General features: G+C 39.4%; 17 protein-coding genes. 12 read left to right on the top strand and 5 right to left on the bottom strand.

The window, feature by feature from the left end:
- The first annotated feature begins 49 nt into the window (after nucleotides 1-49).
- The 3 genes from tdh (at nucleotide 50) to glpG (ending at nucleotide 2303) form a co-directional block, all read left to right on the top strand.
- Nucleotides 50-1075 carry an L-threonine 3-dehydrogenase gene (gene tdh, locus AAEU30_RS06980; RefSeq protein ID WP_290209091.1) on the top strand — a complete coding sequence of 342 codons (1026 nt, stop codon included), beginning with the start codon at nucleotides 50-52 and terminating at the stop codon, nucleotides 1073-1075.
- A gap of 86 nt (nucleotides 1076-1161) precedes the next feature.
- Nucleotides 1162-1479 carry a thiosulfate sulfurtransferase GlpE gene (glpE, locus tag AAEU30_RS06985; RefSeq protein ID WP_099295066.1) on the top strand — a complete coding sequence of 106 codons (318 nt, stop codon included), beginning with the start codon at nucleotides 1162-1164 and terminating at the stop codon, nucleotides 1477-1479.
- Entirely contained in the window at nucleotides 1476-2303 is an 828-nt protein-coding gene (gene glpG, locus AAEU30_RS06990) for a rhomboid family intramembrane serine protease GlpG (RefSeq protein ID WP_421959895.1), read from the top strand. The genes glpE and glpG overlap by 4 nt, the downstream gene beginning before the upstream one ends.
- Here the strand turns inward: glpG and AAEU30_RS06995 are convergent.
- The gene (locus AAEU30_RS06995; protein ID WP_421960081.1) at nucleotides 2284-2691 is read right to left on the bottom strand and encodes a flagellar basal body-associated protein FliL; all 408 of its coding nucleotides are present in this window, start codon (nucleotides 2689-2691) and stop codon (nucleotides 2284-2286) included. The two genes, glpG and AAEU30_RS06995, sit on opposite strands and share 20 nt — an antisense overlap.
- Before the next feature lie 159 nt (nucleotides 2692-2850).
- Here AAEU30_RS06995 and AAEU30_RS07000 point away from each other — a divergent pair, with 159 nt between their 5' ends.
- On the top strand, nucleotides 2851-3396 hold the full coding sequence (locus AAEU30_RS07000) for a chorismate--pyruvate lyase family protein (RefSeq protein ID WP_421959896.1): 546 nt from the start codon (nucleotides 2851-2853) through the stop codon (nucleotides 3394-3396).
- Nucleotides 3393-4271 (top strand): 4-hydroxybenzoate octaprenyltransferase, encoded by an 879-nt coding sequence (gene ubiA / locus AAEU30_RS07005; RefSeq protein WP_421959897.1) that lies wholly within the window; start codon nucleotides 3393-3395, stop codon nucleotides 4269-4271. Before AAEU30_RS07000 ends, ubiA begins: the two co-directional genes overlap by 4 nt.
- Before the next feature lie 271 nt (nucleotides 4272-4542).
- On the opposite strand, the gene AAEU30_RS07010 is transcribed toward ubiA, so the two are convergent.
- From AAEU30_RS07010 to AAEU30_RS07020, 3 genes are all read right to left on the bottom strand, one after another.
- On the bottom strand, nucleotides 4543-5163 hold the full coding sequence (locus AAEU30_RS07010; protein ID WP_421959898.1) for a 2OG-Fe(II) oxygenase: 621 nt from the start codon (nucleotides 5161-5163) through the stop codon (nucleotides 4543-4545).
- Nucleotides 5164-5271: 108 nt separating this feature from the next.
- Nucleotides 5272-6159 carry a LysR family transcriptional regulator gene (locus tag AAEU30_RS07015; protein WP_421959899.1) on the bottom strand — a complete coding sequence of 296 codons (888 nt, stop codon included), beginning with the start codon at nucleotides 6157-6159 and terminating at the stop codon, nucleotides 5272-5274.
- A 618-nt stretch (nucleotides 6160-6777) separates the two neighbouring features.
- Entirely contained in the window at nucleotides 6778-7185 is a 408-nt protein-coding gene (locus AAEU30_RS07020; protein WP_421959900.1) for a DUF2721 domain-containing protein, read from the bottom strand.
- Between the two features lie 104 nt (nucleotides 7186-7289).
- Here AAEU30_RS07020 and AAEU30_RS07025 point away from each other — a divergent pair, with 104 nt between their 5' ends.
- Genes AAEU30_RS07025 through tsaD form a run of 3 tightly spaced genes read left to right on the top strand, consistent with a single transcriptional unit; the run spans nucleotide 7290 to nucleotide 9244 of the window.
- Nucleotides 7290-7619: a putative signal transducing protein gene (locus AAEU30_RS07025; protein WP_421959901.1), complete on the top strand. Its 330-nt coding sequence runs from the start codon at nucleotides 7290-7292 to the stop codon at nucleotides 7617-7619.
- Nucleotides 7612-8202 carry a YjaG family protein gene (locus AAEU30_RS07030; protein WP_421959902.1) on the top strand — a complete coding sequence of 197 codons (591 nt, stop codon included), beginning with the start codon at nucleotides 7612-7614 and terminating at the stop codon, nucleotides 8200-8202. Before AAEU30_RS07025 ends, AAEU30_RS07030 begins: the two co-directional genes overlap by 8 nt.
- 28 nt (nucleotides 8203-8230) lie before the next feature.
- Nucleotides 8231-9244 carry a tRNA (adenosine(37)-N6)-threonylcarbamoyltransferase complex transferase subunit TsaD gene (gene tsaD / locus AAEU30_RS07035; RefSeq protein WP_421959903.1) on the top strand — a complete coding sequence of 338 codons (1014 nt, stop codon included), beginning with the start codon at nucleotides 8231-8233 and terminating at the stop codon, nucleotides 9242-9244.
- On the opposite strand, the gene plsY is transcribed toward tsaD, so the two are convergent.
- A complete protein-coding gene (plsY, locus tag AAEU30_RS07040) occupies nucleotides 9241-9858 on the bottom strand; it encodes a glycerol-3-phosphate 1-O-acyltransferase PlsY (RefSeq protein WP_421959904.1) in 618 nt (205 codons plus the stop codon). The genes tsaD and plsY overlap by 4 nt on opposite strands.
- Before the next feature lie 238 nt (nucleotides 9859-10096).
- Between plsY and folB the strand changes: the two genes are divergently transcribed.
- The 4 genes from folB to AAEU30_RS07060 all read left to right on the top strand — a co-directional run bounded on the left by folB (nucleotide 10097) and on the right by AAEU30_RS07060 (nucleotide 15688).
- On the top strand, nucleotides 10097-10456 hold the full coding sequence (gene folB / locus AAEU30_RS07045) for a dihydroneopterin aldolase (RefSeq protein WP_421959905.1): 360 nt from the start codon (nucleotides 10097-10099) through the stop codon (nucleotides 10454-10456).
- A gap of 1 nt (nucleotide 10457) precedes the next feature.
- Complete coding sequence (folK, locus tag AAEU30_RS07050; RefSeq protein ID WP_421959906.1) at nucleotides 10458-10946, top strand: 2-amino-4-hydroxy-6-hydroxymethyldihydropteridine diphosphokinase; 489 nt, start codon at nucleotides 10458-10460, stop codon at nucleotides 10944-10946.
- Nucleotides 10943-11746 carry an undecaprenyl-diphosphate phosphatase gene (locus AAEU30_RS07055; RefSeq protein ID WP_421959907.1) on the top strand — a complete coding sequence of 268 codons (804 nt, stop codon included), beginning with the start codon at nucleotides 10943-10945 and terminating at the stop codon, nucleotides 11744-11746. The genes folK and AAEU30_RS07055 overlap by 4 nt, the downstream gene beginning before the upstream one ends.
- Nucleotides 11747-12040: 294 nt before the next feature.
- Entirely contained in the window at nucleotides 12041-15688 is a 3648-nt protein-coding gene (locus tag AAEU30_RS07060; protein ID WP_421959908.1) for a hypothetical protein, read from the top strand.
- Nucleotides 15689-15702: the final 14 nt, after the last annotated feature.

Raw genomic sequence — 15702 nt, forward strand, 5'->3', positions numbered from 1 at the left:
TTAATTATTAAACCGCGGCATGTCCGCGGTTTTTGTTGAGTGTGTGATCATGAAAGCATTATCAAAATTAAAGGCAGAACCGGGCATTTGGATGACAGATGCACCAAAGCCTGAAGTAGGCCATAACGATTTATTAATCAAAATACGTAAAACGGCCATTTGTGGTACCGACGTACATATTTATAAATGGGATGAGTGGGCACAAAACACGATTCCTACGCCTATGGTTGTGGGTCATGAATATGTTGGTGAAGTGGTCGATATGGGCCAAGAAGTACGTGGTTTTAGCGTAGGTGATCGGGTTTCAGGTGAAGGCCATATTACTTGTGGTCATTGTCGTAACTGTCGTGCCGGGCGCGTACACTTATGCCGTAACACAACCGGTGTTGGTGTGAACAGAGAGGGCTCATTTGCTGAGTACTTAGTGATCCCTGCATTCAATGCGTTTAAAATTCCCGATAACATAAGCGACGAACTGGCATCAATTTTCGATCCGTTTGGCAATGCTGTTCACACGGCGCTGTCGTTTGATTTAGTGGGTGAAGACGTACTTATAACTGGTGCCGGTCCAATTGGTATCATGGCGGCTGCTGTTGCTAAGCACGTAGGTGCTCGCCACGTAGTAATCACCGATGTAAATGAGTACCGCTTAGACTTAGCCCGTAAAATGGGCGCAACGCGTGCAGTTAATGTTGCAAGCGAAAAGCTAGAAGATGTAATGACTGACCTTGGTATGACCGAAGGGTTTGATATTGGTCTTGAAATGTCAGGTGTGCCATCGGCATTTAACGCTATGCTAAATAACATGAATCATGGCGGTAAAATTGCCATGCTCGGTATTCCACCGTCAGATATGGCGGTTGATTGGAACCAAGTTATTTTCAAAGGCTTAGTAATAAAAGGTATTTACGGCCGTGAAATGTTTGAGACCTGGTATAAAATGGCCAGCCTTATTCAATCAGGCTTAGACCTAAACCCAATCATTACTCATCAGTATTCAGTTGATGACTTCCAAGCTGGCTTTGATATGATGATTTCAGGCCAATCAGGTAAAGTTATCCTTAATTGGGATTAATTTAATCTCATTTTAGTTAGTTTAAATAAAGGTGGCGATTAAAGCCGCCTTTTTTTATTGATTTATTCAATTTTTAAGAGGCAGCAATGGCATTTAAACATATTTCAATCGCCCAAACTCAAGAACTACTTAATAAAGAAGATGTGGTGATTGCAGATATTCGTGATCCTAACTCATATCAAGCAGGCCATATTCCCGGCTCTGAGCATTTATCAAATACTAATATTGGCGAATTTATGATGAACAAAGAGTTTGATCAGCCAATCATTATTGTTTGCTATCATGGTATGAGCTCGCAAGGTGCTGCTAATTACTTATCAGAGCAAGGGTTTGAAGACGTGTATAGTATGGATGGCGGTTTTACACAGTGGGAAGTACAGTTACCGGAGTTAGTTGAGAAATGATAGAGCTTGGCAGTATTAATAATCCTCGTGCGGCGCAAGGTTTTATCGACTATATAAAAAGCCAAGGGCTTAGTGGTGAATTACACTCAAGTGATGGCCAAAATGTGATTATTTGTATTGCCCCTGAGCACTTTCATCAAGCCCAACCTTTATGGCGAGAGTTTGTTGAAAACCCTAACCATGCACGTTATCAAGACGCATCGTGGCAAGTTGGTAACACGCAATCTCCTCTGAGCTACCAAGGCCAGTCATTAAATTTAAAAGAACGTTTTAAAGCACTCAGCTGGCTCAACCAAACGGTTACCTTATTATGTGTAGGAATTTATATCGCCTTCTTACTCGGTGGTTTTGAGTCAATTTATGGTGTTTTACAATTTAACCCTAATCAACCTTTAACTTGGTTGACGCCTGCGATAGTGCACTTTAGTGCGATTCATTTAATTTTTAATATTATCTGGTGGATCTCACTGGGCGATGGTATTGAAAAGCTTGCAGGCAAAAGCACGTTAATAGGATTGTTTTTAGTAACCGCTTTATTTAGTAATTGGGCTGAGTATTTAATGGTAGGCCCTAACTTTGGTGGTTTGAGTGGCGTAGTTTATGGTTTGCTGGGTTACTGTTGGATTTACAGAACGCTCAATCCACAGCAGCCTGCTTTGGTGAGTAATGCGGTCATTGGTTTTATGCTTATTTGGGTTATTTTAGGGTTTGGTAATATGCTACCTGTTAATATGGCTAATTGGGCGCATTTAGGTGGTTTACTTAGCGGCATGGCTTACGCTTATACCGCACAGTTTTTTAACGCTAGTGATAAAGGTATTTAGTAAATAATACTTCACGAATGATTTCTTGCCCTGTTTCTTGTTTTAGCAGGGTTTTTAATCGCTCAGCACAGCGTTTACGAATTTCTTCACGTCCTGTGAGTGACTTTATATTTTCTTCAGGCTCTTTCGATAAAATTTCTACCAGCGCATCGCGTAGCAGTGGCGTATGGTGTTCAACAACTGCAATATTTGCCATGTCTGTTAGCATTAAATCGACAGTTACGCGGACATACCCTAACTTTTTGTTGTTTTGCGCGATGTAATTGGCGATGATGTCAGGCTCAAAACCAAAGTAGCCCACGGTAGACTCTGCACGACTGTTAAAGCTTGCTAATAAACTAAATGACAATGCAACTATTAAGATGCCTGAGTAAAGCGCTTTTTTCATAGGTAAGTAGGGTGATTCATATTTCATGTTAATAGTTTATACGTAATACTGATTAATATACAGGCTGAATCAGCTATTTGTTATTGAATATCTTCAATTACTTTTTCCATAGCCTAGGCAGTGTTATCATTTACTCGGTTTTTATTAAATAGAGCTATTGTGATTACATTTCCTCTCTCCTTAACAGCTAATTGGCAACGTGGTAATACAGTTACCTCACTTTCACCGCAAGAGCAAAACTGGCTGCTTGAGCCAAACTCTCTGACGGCTAAACTTAAGAGCCATGGTCGTGATTTTTCAGTTCAGGTATTGAGTGAAAAACAATTCGCTTTAAGCAAGCACCAACAGCAACTACTTAGCTGTCAATTAACGCAAGGCATAAACCGTGAAGTGTTACTGTGGTGTAATGGTCACCCCATGGTTTATGCACAAAGTTGGTTACCTGTTTCTCAAAGTATGCAACAACAACAATTACTTGAACTTGGCAATAAGCCATTAGGTGATGTGATTTTTCAACACCCTGATTTAAAACGAACAGCAATAGAGATTGCCCGTTTTGATGAGCATCACCCTGTGCAGCAGCTTATGGAACAACCACAGGATCAGTTAAGGCCATTGTGGGGGCGTCGTAGTGTATTCTCACTGGCTCAAAGCCGCTTTTTAGTTTCAGAGATCTTTTTACCTAAGGCATTTATATACCAATGACATTAGCTGCATTAAAAACTGCAAACATTCCACACTACAAACAATTAATGCGCACCGATAAGCCAATTGGCACGCTTTTGTTGTTGTGGCCAACCTACTGGGCTTTATGGCTTGCCAGTGATGGTATACCAAGCTTATTAAACTTTATAGTGTTTAGCTTGGGTGTGTTTGTTATGCGCAGTGCAGGGTGTGTGATCAATGATTATGCCGATCGTAAAATTGATGGCTCTGTCAAACGTACTGCACAGCGCCCTTTGGCTGCAGGACTAATTACTAGTGGAGAAGCACTTAGCTTATTTGTATTTTTGATATTAATTGCATTTGGACTTGTGTTATTACTCAGCTGGCAAACCATCGTGCTATCTGTCGGTGCGCTGTTTTTAGCTTTTAGTTACCCGTTTATGAAGCGTTTTACTAATTTACCACAGGTGGTATTAGGTGCTGCGTTTAGTTGGGCTATTCCAATGGCATATATGGCTGCAAGCGGTCATGTGCCTGCAACTGCTTGGTTGTTGTTTATGGCTAATGTCATTTGGACGGTGGCTTACGATACGATGTATGCCATGGTTGATAGAGACGACGATTTAAAAATTGGGGTAAAGTCGACGGCAATTTTGTTTGGTCAAGCAGATAGAGCAATCATCTTGTGTCTTAATTGCAGTTTTATAGCTTTACTTTGTTACATCGGTTGGAGTGAACAACTTGATACACCATATTGGCTTAGTATGCTGGTTGCATCAGGGTTCTTGGTTTATCAGCAAATATTAATTCATTCTCGTGATAGAGAGCGATGCTTCAAAGCATTTTTAAATAACCACTACGTAGGTTTAGTCGTATTTGTTGGCTTAGTGGCGTCCTTGCCACTGAATTTGTAAGCTTTATACCCAAACCACCTCAAGATGCAGAATTCAGCGTTTCACAGGGGCTTAATATCAAGGCGTTACTTTGCAATAATGGCAGTCCCTTTTAAGAAGTAACAACGATGAGAGTAAGTCTCTGTGAAACGCCCAAAGGGTTGGTTTAAAAGCGGTTTATACTGCGTTATTGATTTTAACAATAGAACCACTATTACTTGCAATCAATGCCTTGCCTAAATCGCTTTTAATTCCAACGACGCTCGGACCTTGAGGTGGCTTGGGTATATTCCTAGCGCGGCGGATCAATCACGCCGCTAATCGAGGCATTCATCCTGAACCATCCGGCTATGGAATAGCGCTCATTACCTGCAGGTAACACTTCATGCATAAAGCGCTCGCTTTCAAACATAACAAGTGTGCCAGCCTGTGGCTTAATGCACACTTCGACTTGTTTACTCTTAGGTTTGTATATTATTAACTCACCACCAGAATCTGGAGTATTTAAATAAAGCACGGTGGTAAAAACGCGATTAGAGCGGCCCTTAAAGGCATCATAATGTTTCTTATAAAAGTCACCTTGTTGATATTTTGCATAATGGCATTCGTAATCAAATAAGCCTAAAAAGAAATTTCGGTTAAGCACGACTCTCATCTGTGCCATTAATGCTAAATAATCTAATTGTGCTTGGCTTGTGCCATCAAACCAAAATGTTTTATCTTTACGAATTGTTTTATTAACGTGTAAGTCATGTTTACGGCCAATACCAGCGATACTAAACTCGGGGTTAATGCGATAGCAATCAAGCATTAATTTTGCAGTTAAGCTTTTAGATATAGCGTTATTTATAATTGTATAGCCACGGCTTTCAATATCATCTAAATAGATTTCTGAAATGAAATGAGCGTTCATTTTATATACTAGGTATAGGGAGGTGCGCTAGTTTAGCCTAAAAATGATTTAAAGCGAGAATTTTATACAAATCGAAAGCCTGAATAAATCAGACTTTCGAGATTAATCTTATTCACTGGCTGACAGCGCTGTCTTTTCTATTAAGGATAGGAGCTGATTTATGTGCTCACCAGGGGATACTTGTTGGCTAGTTTGCACAATTAGCTGCTCATGAGCTAAGTCTTTATTTGTTTTTAACTGCACGAGCTCTGAATGCTCGGCAACTGAATTTGCATGTTCAATGCTTGCAATGGCAAAGTGGTTCGATTTGCACAAGCCGTCCATCACTTGTTCAATACTACCTACCTTAATACTTGACGCTTTATTTAAACCATCAATGGCCTCGTTAAGCATAGTTTGAATTTGCTTTGATTGCGAAAAACAACCATACATAGGATAGTCGATAAGATCTTGCTTACTGATATCACTTTTCTCGGCTAAGGGGTGGTTTTTAGCGACAAATAAAATCAGTTGATCTGGTAGGTGTATATCAGTACCAATACTATTTATAGCTTGCGAGCAAACACTAATATCAATTTCACCTAGTTGCAGCTTACGTAGTAACTCACTTTGTTCTTGTAGCTGCATTTCTATTTTTACATGCGGGTATTGTGCTAAAAATTGGCCACATGATACAGGTACAATTGCGCTTGCCTTAGTCGTATAACCAATTATTAACTTCTCGCTTGAGCAGCCGTTGAATGATTGAAATAAGCTTTTTTTGGTCGCTTCTAAAGCTGATAGGGTATTTTGTGCATAATCTAAAAATAATTCACCCTCGGCAGTAAGTTTAACTGAGCGAGTAGAGCGTTTAACTAATTGATAGCCAACTTCATCTTCAAGGGTCTGAATGCTACGTGTTAGCGCTGAAGTACTTATTTTGGTGGTCTCCGCCGCTTGGCGAAAGTGTTTAAGTTGGCCTAGTGCAACAAATTGTTCTAATTGTTCAAATCTCACTTTTATAGTCCTTTGTGTAAGTAAGTCGCATGAATGCGAGCATAATTGAAATTATTTTAATAGATAGTAATGTATTGTACCTAATTTGAAAAGTCTCTTTTTACAAAAATATTACAACTTTAGTCAGGTTAACGTTGATTAAACTAAAAAAAAAGTGCTAAGTTGTTGATGGATATATCAACAATTTTAGGGGGAGCTGCTTTGTGCGTTGCTCTTTTATTAATGAAAGCACGATAATAACGATCACTGATTCAGCCATCGAAGACACTTTAATGATTATTGCTGTCATCGCGAATAAACTTTTTCAGAGCGAGTCCTGCATGGTTTTTTCCATCACAACATCAATTAACCCTAGAAATGTCATTATGTTGTTGTAATAGTTCTTTTACTTTTTGGGTTTGATGAAAGCGAAGTGGTCCGCTTTCAAATTTAAAACCAGATAAAACTAACTTGGTTACTTGCTGGCTATACCTGCGCCATTGTCGACAATAAGAATATGCCAAAATGACTGTTGCGTATTCGTTTTGTGGCTCAATTACAGTCTCGTCAGAAATAAAAAGTCTGTCGCATAAATCCCCTTTTGTTTAATACTTCACCAAAAGGGTTATTGCCTGATAGTTAGTCTGCTTTATCACTTAATGGTTTTTTTTCAATGTTTTTAAGTTCAATTTCTATGGCATCGCATGATATGTGGATTTCATATAAAGAAGTTAAAAGCGATAAAGCTAAACAACCAAGGCTGATACCAAATAAAATAATGCCAATGGTTTTAAACTCAATAAATAATGCAAACATTGAAATGGTACACATTAAAAATGACGCAACGCCATATACTTGCATGGTTCTAATGAGTTTTATACGCTTTCTTAGGTTGGTGATCTGTGCAACAACCAGTGGTCGTATAGTTTCACCCTCTCGCGCATTTAATTCCCGAATTAATTGCGCTAATACTAAAAATCGGTTTGTATAGGCTAACAGCAATAATGATATTGCGGGAAAAAGTAAGCCCGGCGTGGTCAGTGTCATGATTATCCCAAAAAACAAATACTTCTCTTAGAATAGCTTAGGGGAAATTAGTTACAAAGTAAAAGTATCCGGATTGTTAAATAATATAAGTGGGAATCAATATCATGAACAATGAACCATTTCGTTGGATAACGGTTTATAGCGCTGCAGATGCTGTTGAAGCAAATATAGTGAAAGGGCTGCTAATAGGGAACGAAATAAATTGCCAGTTGCTTGGCGAGTCATTGCAAAGTGCGGTGGGAGAAATTCCTGTCGCTCAAACAGAGGTCCGTGTACAGGTTTATGCGATAAAAGAGCGCCATGCGCGTGAAATATTGGTAAACTATAACCAAGAACAGCAATCTGCTCTGGATTGGGTATGCCCCAACTGTAATGAGCACAATGGACCAACATTTGAAATTTGTTGGTCTTGTAGGACTCCTAAGAATGACTAAAGCGAATAATTTTCAGCGAATTCGAGAGCTTAATTATTTACAACAAGCCGTATTAGCGGCTGCACTGATTGAGCGCATGCTACCGAACTATGGTTTGTTTAGTGAAGCGACTGGATTTGGTGATGAAACAACGCTTCGTAGTGCATTGAATGTGTGCTGGGAAAAAATTTTACTGCCTAAAAGTAAAATTGATTTAGAAAAACAAATCGAAAAAATTGAGCCTAATGTACCCGAGCTCGCCGACTTTGATATGTTTGGTACATACCCCGCGATTGATGCCGCGACCGCTTTACTTGGGTTAATGCACGGTTTAATTGCCCAAAATGATAGTGAATTTGTCAGTATAAGCAAGATATCACAAGCAACCGTTGCTCGTTTTATTGAATATCAACTGACAGTTGAGGGGGTAGTTGCTGATAATAAAACAGTACGCGAACACCCTTTAATGCAATATGAAATTGAAGTGCTTAGTGAAATGATCGATTTTGTCGAGCAAATGGGCCGGGTGACATCACAGAGTGTTAAAGAACTGAAACAACATGCTATTGCAGATGGTCAAACGAATATTGGTTTAGCGCTATAACACGAATTTATCGGTAGGAGAAAAAGCAGTGCGAATTTTAGGCATTGAGTCATCATGTGATGAAACAGGTATTGCAATCTATGATGACGAACAAGGATTGCTGGCGCACCAGTTGTATAGTCAGGTAAAAGTGCACGCTGATTATGGGGGGGTGGTTCCTGAACTTGCGTCACGCGATCATGTTCGTAAAACCCTACCCTTGATTGATGCTGCATTTGCACAGGCAGGCTGTACCGCAGAAGATATTGATGGGATAGCTTACACCGCAGGGCCTGGGCTGGTTGGGGCACTGTTAGTTGGCACTTCTATTGGGCGTTCACTTGCTTATGGTTGGAATATTCCAGCTGTTGCAGTGCATCATATGGAAGGGCATTTATTGGCGCCGATGCTTGAAGAGGATGTGCCAGAGTTTCCCTTTATTGCACTTTTAGTTTCAGGCGGTCATACCATGATGGTTAAAGTTGAAGGTATTGGTCAATATGAAGTACTTGGAGAGTCTGTTGATGATGCCGCAGGTGAAGCATTTGATAAAACTGCAAAGCTACTTGGTTTAGATTATCCGGGTGGCCCTCGTTTAGCTAAACTTGCTGAACAAGGTGAGCCTAAACGATTTATTTTTCCACGCCCTATGACTGACAAGCCTGGGCTAGATTTTAGCTTTAGTGGATTGAAAACGGCTGCAGCTATCACGATTCGTGATAATGATAGCGATGAGCAAACCAAAGCAGACATTGCCCATGCATTTCAAACCGCTGTGATTGACACGTTAGTGATAAAATGTAAACGTGCACTGAAGCAAACAGGAATTAAGCGCCTTGTGATCGCTGGTGGTGTGAGCGCAAACGTACAATTACGCGCTCAGCTTGAACGTGTAATGCAAGGTATGAAGGGGCGAGTATATTATCCACGTACAGAGTTTTGTACTGATAACGGTGCGATGATAGCTTATGCAGGTATGCAGCGCTTGAAAGCTGGACAATTTGCTAGTCTCGATATGAAAACAAAACCGCGTTGGCCTATAGATAGCTTAGAAGCGATTTAATTAGCGCTATTATTATCCTGAGTTGGTGGTTTCTTTTTATCACCAATTTTTGGTTCTTTACCACTGAAAAGACGTTTTATATTACCATGATGGCGAATAATTATAAGCACGGTTAAAAATGTCACTGGCAAGGTATAGAGTGGCTTAATCCACCATGTATATAAAGGTGCTAAGGAAACTGCAATCAGTGCCCCGAGCGACGAGTAGCGAGTAATTGCAACAACTGCCACCCAAGTAGATATTAACAACCCACCTAAAGTGAGACCAATAGGTAACAAAGTTCCGAATGCGGTGGCAACGGCTTTACCGCCTTTAAAACGAAAAAACACTGGGAACATATGGCCTAAGCAGGCGGCCACACCTATCAAACCAAGCATAAGCGGGTCAAGCTTTAAAAAATAAGCGCCCCACACAGGTATAGTGCCTTTAAGAATATCGAATACTAGGACTAAACACGCGGGAAAGGTACCGCCTAAACGATAGACATTGGTAGCGCCGGGGTTATTTGAACCATTCGAGCGTGGATCTGGTAGTTTAAACAGCCGTGACACTAGAATAGCCGATGAAATCGACCCTAGTAAGTAGGCTAAAACTAACATTAAAACAGCTATCACACGCTTCCTTATTTTTTAATCGCGCTTTTTCGGCTATCATTGGCCGCAAATATCGAGGGCAAAATAACATTGCATACTTTTATGTTCAACAATAGAGCAGTTGTTTTTGTACCTACTGACTATTGTATGGTTAATTTTTACATAATAAAACACAGTTAAAGTGTATAAACACTATAAAAATTAATTATAGTGGGTAAAACTCGTCAATTGAGTTTAAATTTTTCAAGTTGGAGCAGTTATGGATAAAGTTTTTATATCGCAACTACATGTTGACACTATTATTGGTGTGTACGATTTTGAAAAAGAAACCAAACAGAGTTTATATTTTGATATAGAAATGCTCTGCGATATAAAACCTGCAGCTCAAAGTGATGATATTAATTTAGCTCTAGATTATGCCCAAGTAAGTGAACGTGTCATTGCACATACAACGGCAAAGCCGGTTGAACTTTTGGAAACACTAGTTGAACAACTTACAGCCATTATTTTAGCTGAGTTCAATACCTCAGAGGTTACTATCAAGGTGAGCAAGCCTGCCGCCGTGACGCAAGCACAGACAGTGGGTGTACAAATTACCCGCAAAAAGGCGCTTGGTTAACATGGCACAAATTTATATCAGCTTGGGCTCTAATGTTAATAAAGAACATTATATACGCCAGGCACTAGTTAACTTACAAAAACAGTTTACAAACCTTGAGCACTCTAGCGTTTTTGAAAGTGAAGCTGTTGGGTTTGTTGGTAGTAACTTTTATAACTCGGTTGTCGGTGCGCAAACAGATATGCCGCTTGAACAATTGTGTCAGTTATTAAAAAATATTGAGCAAGATAATGGACGCAAGTTCAACGATAAAAAGTTTAGCCCGCGTACCTTAGACTTAGATTTATTATTTTACAATGATGTAATTTGTGACTCACCAGCACAGTTACCCCGAGATGAAATAACAAAAAATGCATTTGTGCTGCAGCCATTAGCAGAAATCGCCCCTAATTTTATTCATCCTGTTGCAAACAAGACGATCGCGCAGCTATGGAATGAATATAATAACCCTAATCAAAAACTATGGAAGGTGGAGTTTACTAACCCATGAGTATTATAGAAATTATTGTTTTAGCCCTGATCCAAGGATTGACTGAGTTTTTACCTATTTCAAGTTCAGCCCACTTAATTCTTCCTTCGCAAATCTTAGGTTGGCAAGATCAAGGTTTAGCCTTTGATGTCGCAGTGCACGTTGGCACTTTAATCGCTGTTGTCATTTATTTTAGAAAAGAAGTTGTCGATATATTGAGTGCGTGGTTTAAATCATTTGGCCAACAAGGTGCAACAGATGACAGTAAATTAGGCTGGTGGATTATTGCAGCGACTATCCCTGCGCTGGTTATTGGCTACTTTTTTAAAGACTTTGTAGAAAGTTATTCTCGAAACGCATGGGTTATCGCCACTTCTACGATTGTGTTTGGTTTATTGCTTTGGTATGCAGATGCAAAAGCGAAACAAGTAAAAAATATCTATCAACTCAATTTAATGAGCGCTTTGTTATTGGGCTTTTCACAAGTTATTGCGATGGTTTTTCCTGGCACATCACGTTCAGGGATCACAATAACGGTTGGTTTATTATTGGGATTAAATAAGCAAAGTGCAGCACGTTTTTCATTTTTAATGTCTATTCCTGTTATTGCTGCGGCTGGCTCTTACTATACCTACAAACTATTCTCTGCAGGTGAAGCAATTGACTGGCAAGCTATTTTGTTAGGTGCAGGTTTGTCTTTTGTATCTGCCTATGCGTGTATTTACTTTTTCTTAAAAATCATTGAACGCATGGGTATGATGCCATTTGTTATTTATCGCTTGTTATTAGGCGCTGGATTGATTCTTTTCTTGAGTCTCTAAAATTAATTTAAATAAATTTTAAATTAAATGAGAAAAAAATAGTTAAATTACGTAGTAACGTTTATTCATTATGTGATTGGGCTTCAATATTTTCCTACCAGATTTTCTTGAAGCCTTTATTTCATTGGTCCTCCAGTTATATTTAGATAAAAAACTTCACGCAAACTAGCTCATTTCATTCCTTTTTATCCTTGCTCAATTGGCGTAAAGACATAAGCGTCGCTGTTTTTATTGTTTTTTCCAGCTATGATTATTAGGGTTTTAAAAATAATAATTTGATTAAAAGGGACGAAGATGGAATTTAAACAATCAATTCTAGCGTTAAGTGTACTTACGGTTTTAGCCGGTTGCGGTTCGTCAGATGATGCTGATGAAGGTAAAAATACTTCCCCTGTAGTAACTGAGCCAGAAACACCAATGGTCAGTGAGGCGCAAATTAATGGGGTGGCATCTAAAGGCACATTAAAAAATGCGCAGCTTACTTTCTATAAGTACGTAGAGGGCAGCGCTGTTGAGCTGACTGATGATGAATTAGGGGATTCAAGCTTAGTTACTGATGAAAATGGACAATACCAAGTTACCCTTAATGATGTTCAGGGTGTTGTTAAGGTTGAACTGTCTGTAAGTAGCGATGTAGATTCGCCGACAATCATGGTGTGTGATGCACCAATAGGGTGCGGAGTTGATGCTGATGACGTTGCCATTAAATTCGGCGAAAACGTTAATCTTACACTACAAGATCCTGAGTTTTCGTTAACTAGTATCTTATCTGTAAGTAGTGACTCAGCCGATACCCAAGATACAGCAAACATAACGCCATTAACTCATATGGCAACTGCGTTAGCTGAAAGCCGTGGTGATGTATCAGAGCAAACAATTTCAGATGCACAATCAGAAATAGCCAATACATTTGGTTTGATCGGGGCTTTGAATTCGCTTACGCCGGGTGCAATGGAAACGCCTTCTTCTTTATTTGATCAAGAAAATACAAATGCAATGCGCTATGCCTTAATCAACGCAGGTATTGCCCATGCTTTATACATTGAAGAGCCAGACCTTTCACTGAGTTCTAAATTAAGGTTCGCAATCGATGATATGGTTGCAGCAAATGGCGGAGTGTTGGTTTCTGCTGATGCAGATGATGACGATGAATTTGAACTTTCTATTGAAGATGTTCTCAACGGCTCTAAACAGGCATTAACTCAGCTTATAGACGTTATTGCAGAGGACCCTTCGTTAGTAGAACACTTAGATGATTTAGAGCAAATAGCAACAAATATAGCTAATGAAATTCAAGTTAAGCTTACTCAGGCTGATGATGATGGACGAATTAAAGGTAGTGTAAGTGATGAAACTCAAGGCGACGCGATAGCAAAAGCAAGTGCGATGGTGAATGATATTCGCTTATTTGCTAATTTATTTGATGTAACAAATTCTTCAGGAGAGCACTTTGAGTCGCAAGGGGAGCAGTTTGTAAATCTTGTTGAAGCTGCTGGTGACATGGTTGCAGAACAAGGTGATAGCTTTGCTCTTTTAAGTGATGTTATCGAAGCTGTTACAGATATTCACCAACAACTTGAAAGCGAAGAAGTAACAGGTACAGTATTTGACCTAGCAGATTATTTAAGCACAGCAGGTACAGGTAGTGTAACTATCGATGAAGAAAACCTTGTTTTTAGTGTTAATGCGCAAGCAGGAGCCGAAAAGTTAACCCTCGATATTACTATTAATGCATTAGAAGAAAATACACAGTATCAATTGTTGTTATCAGGTATGGCAGAGAATGGCGCTGTTGCATTAACAATTGCTGAAGGTAGTCACGCAACACTTAACTTAGATCGTGCTGTTACGCGAAGCCAAATTGAAAGTGGTGATGTTGATGCAGAGCCAACCAAAGGGGAGCTACAGCTGAGTGTTACACTTGCACAGAAGGCGACTGACACGGTGGCAAACCCGGTAAGTTTTACAGGTCACTTAACTGCTGAATTATTGCCACTAAGAGTTTATAGTGCAGAGTCATTGAATGGTTGGGGACAAACAGCTTGGGATTACACGCTTGAGCAAGATACGCTTGTACTACCTAAAATGGCGAGCTTAAGTGGTGAGTTTTCGTCTCTAGAAGGTGAGTTTGTAAAAGCCACTGCCACCGTTAATATTAAAAACCTTGAATCATATATACCGCCAGAGCTTAAAGGGTTTGGTGAAATGTATGAAGATATTGCACAAGTGACTATTAATGAAGCGGATACTGAGTTAGATCTGTCTATTAACAATGGTGAAACTTTCACTCAGTATGTTTATACCAAAACTGCCGAAAGCTCAGGTAACTGGAAAATCGCAGCGAGTAGAACAACGGATATCGAAGGTTACTTCCAAGGTACATTTAATCGAGAAGCTTATAACTCTGGTGAACGTCAATATTATATGTTTAACCAGAATAATATTGTTAGCGATACTCAATACTCGTGGATTGAATACATCGAATATAATGAGAGCGACGGCGTTTATAACTTGATGGCAAACTTTGATTATTTCTCAGATTTCAACCAAGGTGTGCTTACCAATAGTGAGGGAGAGCAAGTAAATATAGCTGAAATACCGTATCAAAATAACGGTTGGTTCTATTCTTTAGAAGAAGCTCAAGAGTGGCTAAGTATTGGTACTTCAGTTGACCCCGGCTCAATAAGTTCGTATTACTATGGTGTATTTGAAAGCGGTTACTCTGCATCACTGAAAGATATCGGAGACTTTAGGCTTAATACTGAAGATGTGTTGGACAAAGTAAAAGCAGATGCTTCCTTTACGGTTGATGGTTACTTAGTCTCACCACTTTTAAATGGCCAACTTGTTATTACGGTTAGCGACAATGCGACTAATCTGCAAGCTGTAGTAGAGGATGGTGCAACTCAAACTATTAGTATTGATAGGATCGATAGCACTAACTTTACTATTGTTAATGAAACCATTAACGATAAAGAGCAGTTTAATAAACGTCAAACATTGAAAGTAAATAGTGCTGATATTGCACTGGGACAAAATTTAAATGTTGAATATTACCATCAGGCTGATGATTGGAATTGGGGCCGTTTTGTAAGCTTGATGCCTATCGACTCTGACAATGATTCTCTAGTTGATTCCCTTGCCTGTAAGCAAATTGATTTTTTTAGAATTAATGAATCCGGTGAGTATTTGGATTACGATGGTTCAGTAATTAGTATTGAAGAGCAAGGCTATGATTGTGGAAGCTATTTTACTATTGATGACTTTATTGATACATCGTGGGATTTTTCTCGTTTTGCTATTACGAGTGAAAATCTAAATAGCTTCACCGCTGGCGATGTATTTATATCTGACTTGCATAGTTATCGAAGTGATAACCCAGAGCCTGTGATTCCAGGTGAAGAGTCTTCAGAACAGTTTAAAGCACGGACTTTTTACAGTTACGTTGATGGTTTAGGTCGTGTTGCTGCTGATTTTACGCAACCTGAGCACATGCAATGGTCTGCTGATGGTACTTATACGATAGATATGTATTTAGCTCAACCAGAACTTGGCACTAATGTTGAAAATGAGGAAACTTTCTTAGACGTAAATGCGGCGTTAAATGTGCAGGTTGAGGTGGGAGAATACAACCTTGAGCTTAATTTAACAGGTGAACGTACTGAACTTGAACAAGGTAAATTAGCACTTGATGTTAAATATTTACTGCCAGAGAGTGATAAACAACGCAGCTTTATTGTAAGCTATGACACTAAACTTGAAACTTTATCAGCGACGAATGCTGAAAACGTTAAGCTAGTTTTAGCTGAGTCAGATGATGAAGAAGCAGAGCAGCAAGTGCTCGGTACAATTATGGTTGGTGATGAAAAAGCCGCTGAAATTGTGAAGCGTGATTCGTTGGTGCTCATTGTTTATGAAAATGGCACAGTTGAAACATTATAATTTTGCATGAAGTT

The organism is Pseudoalteromonas mucoides (assembly GCF_049257175.1).
Classification (GTDB): Bacteria; Pseudomonadota; Gammaproteobacteria; order Enterobacterales; family Alteromonadaceae; genus Pseudoalteromonas.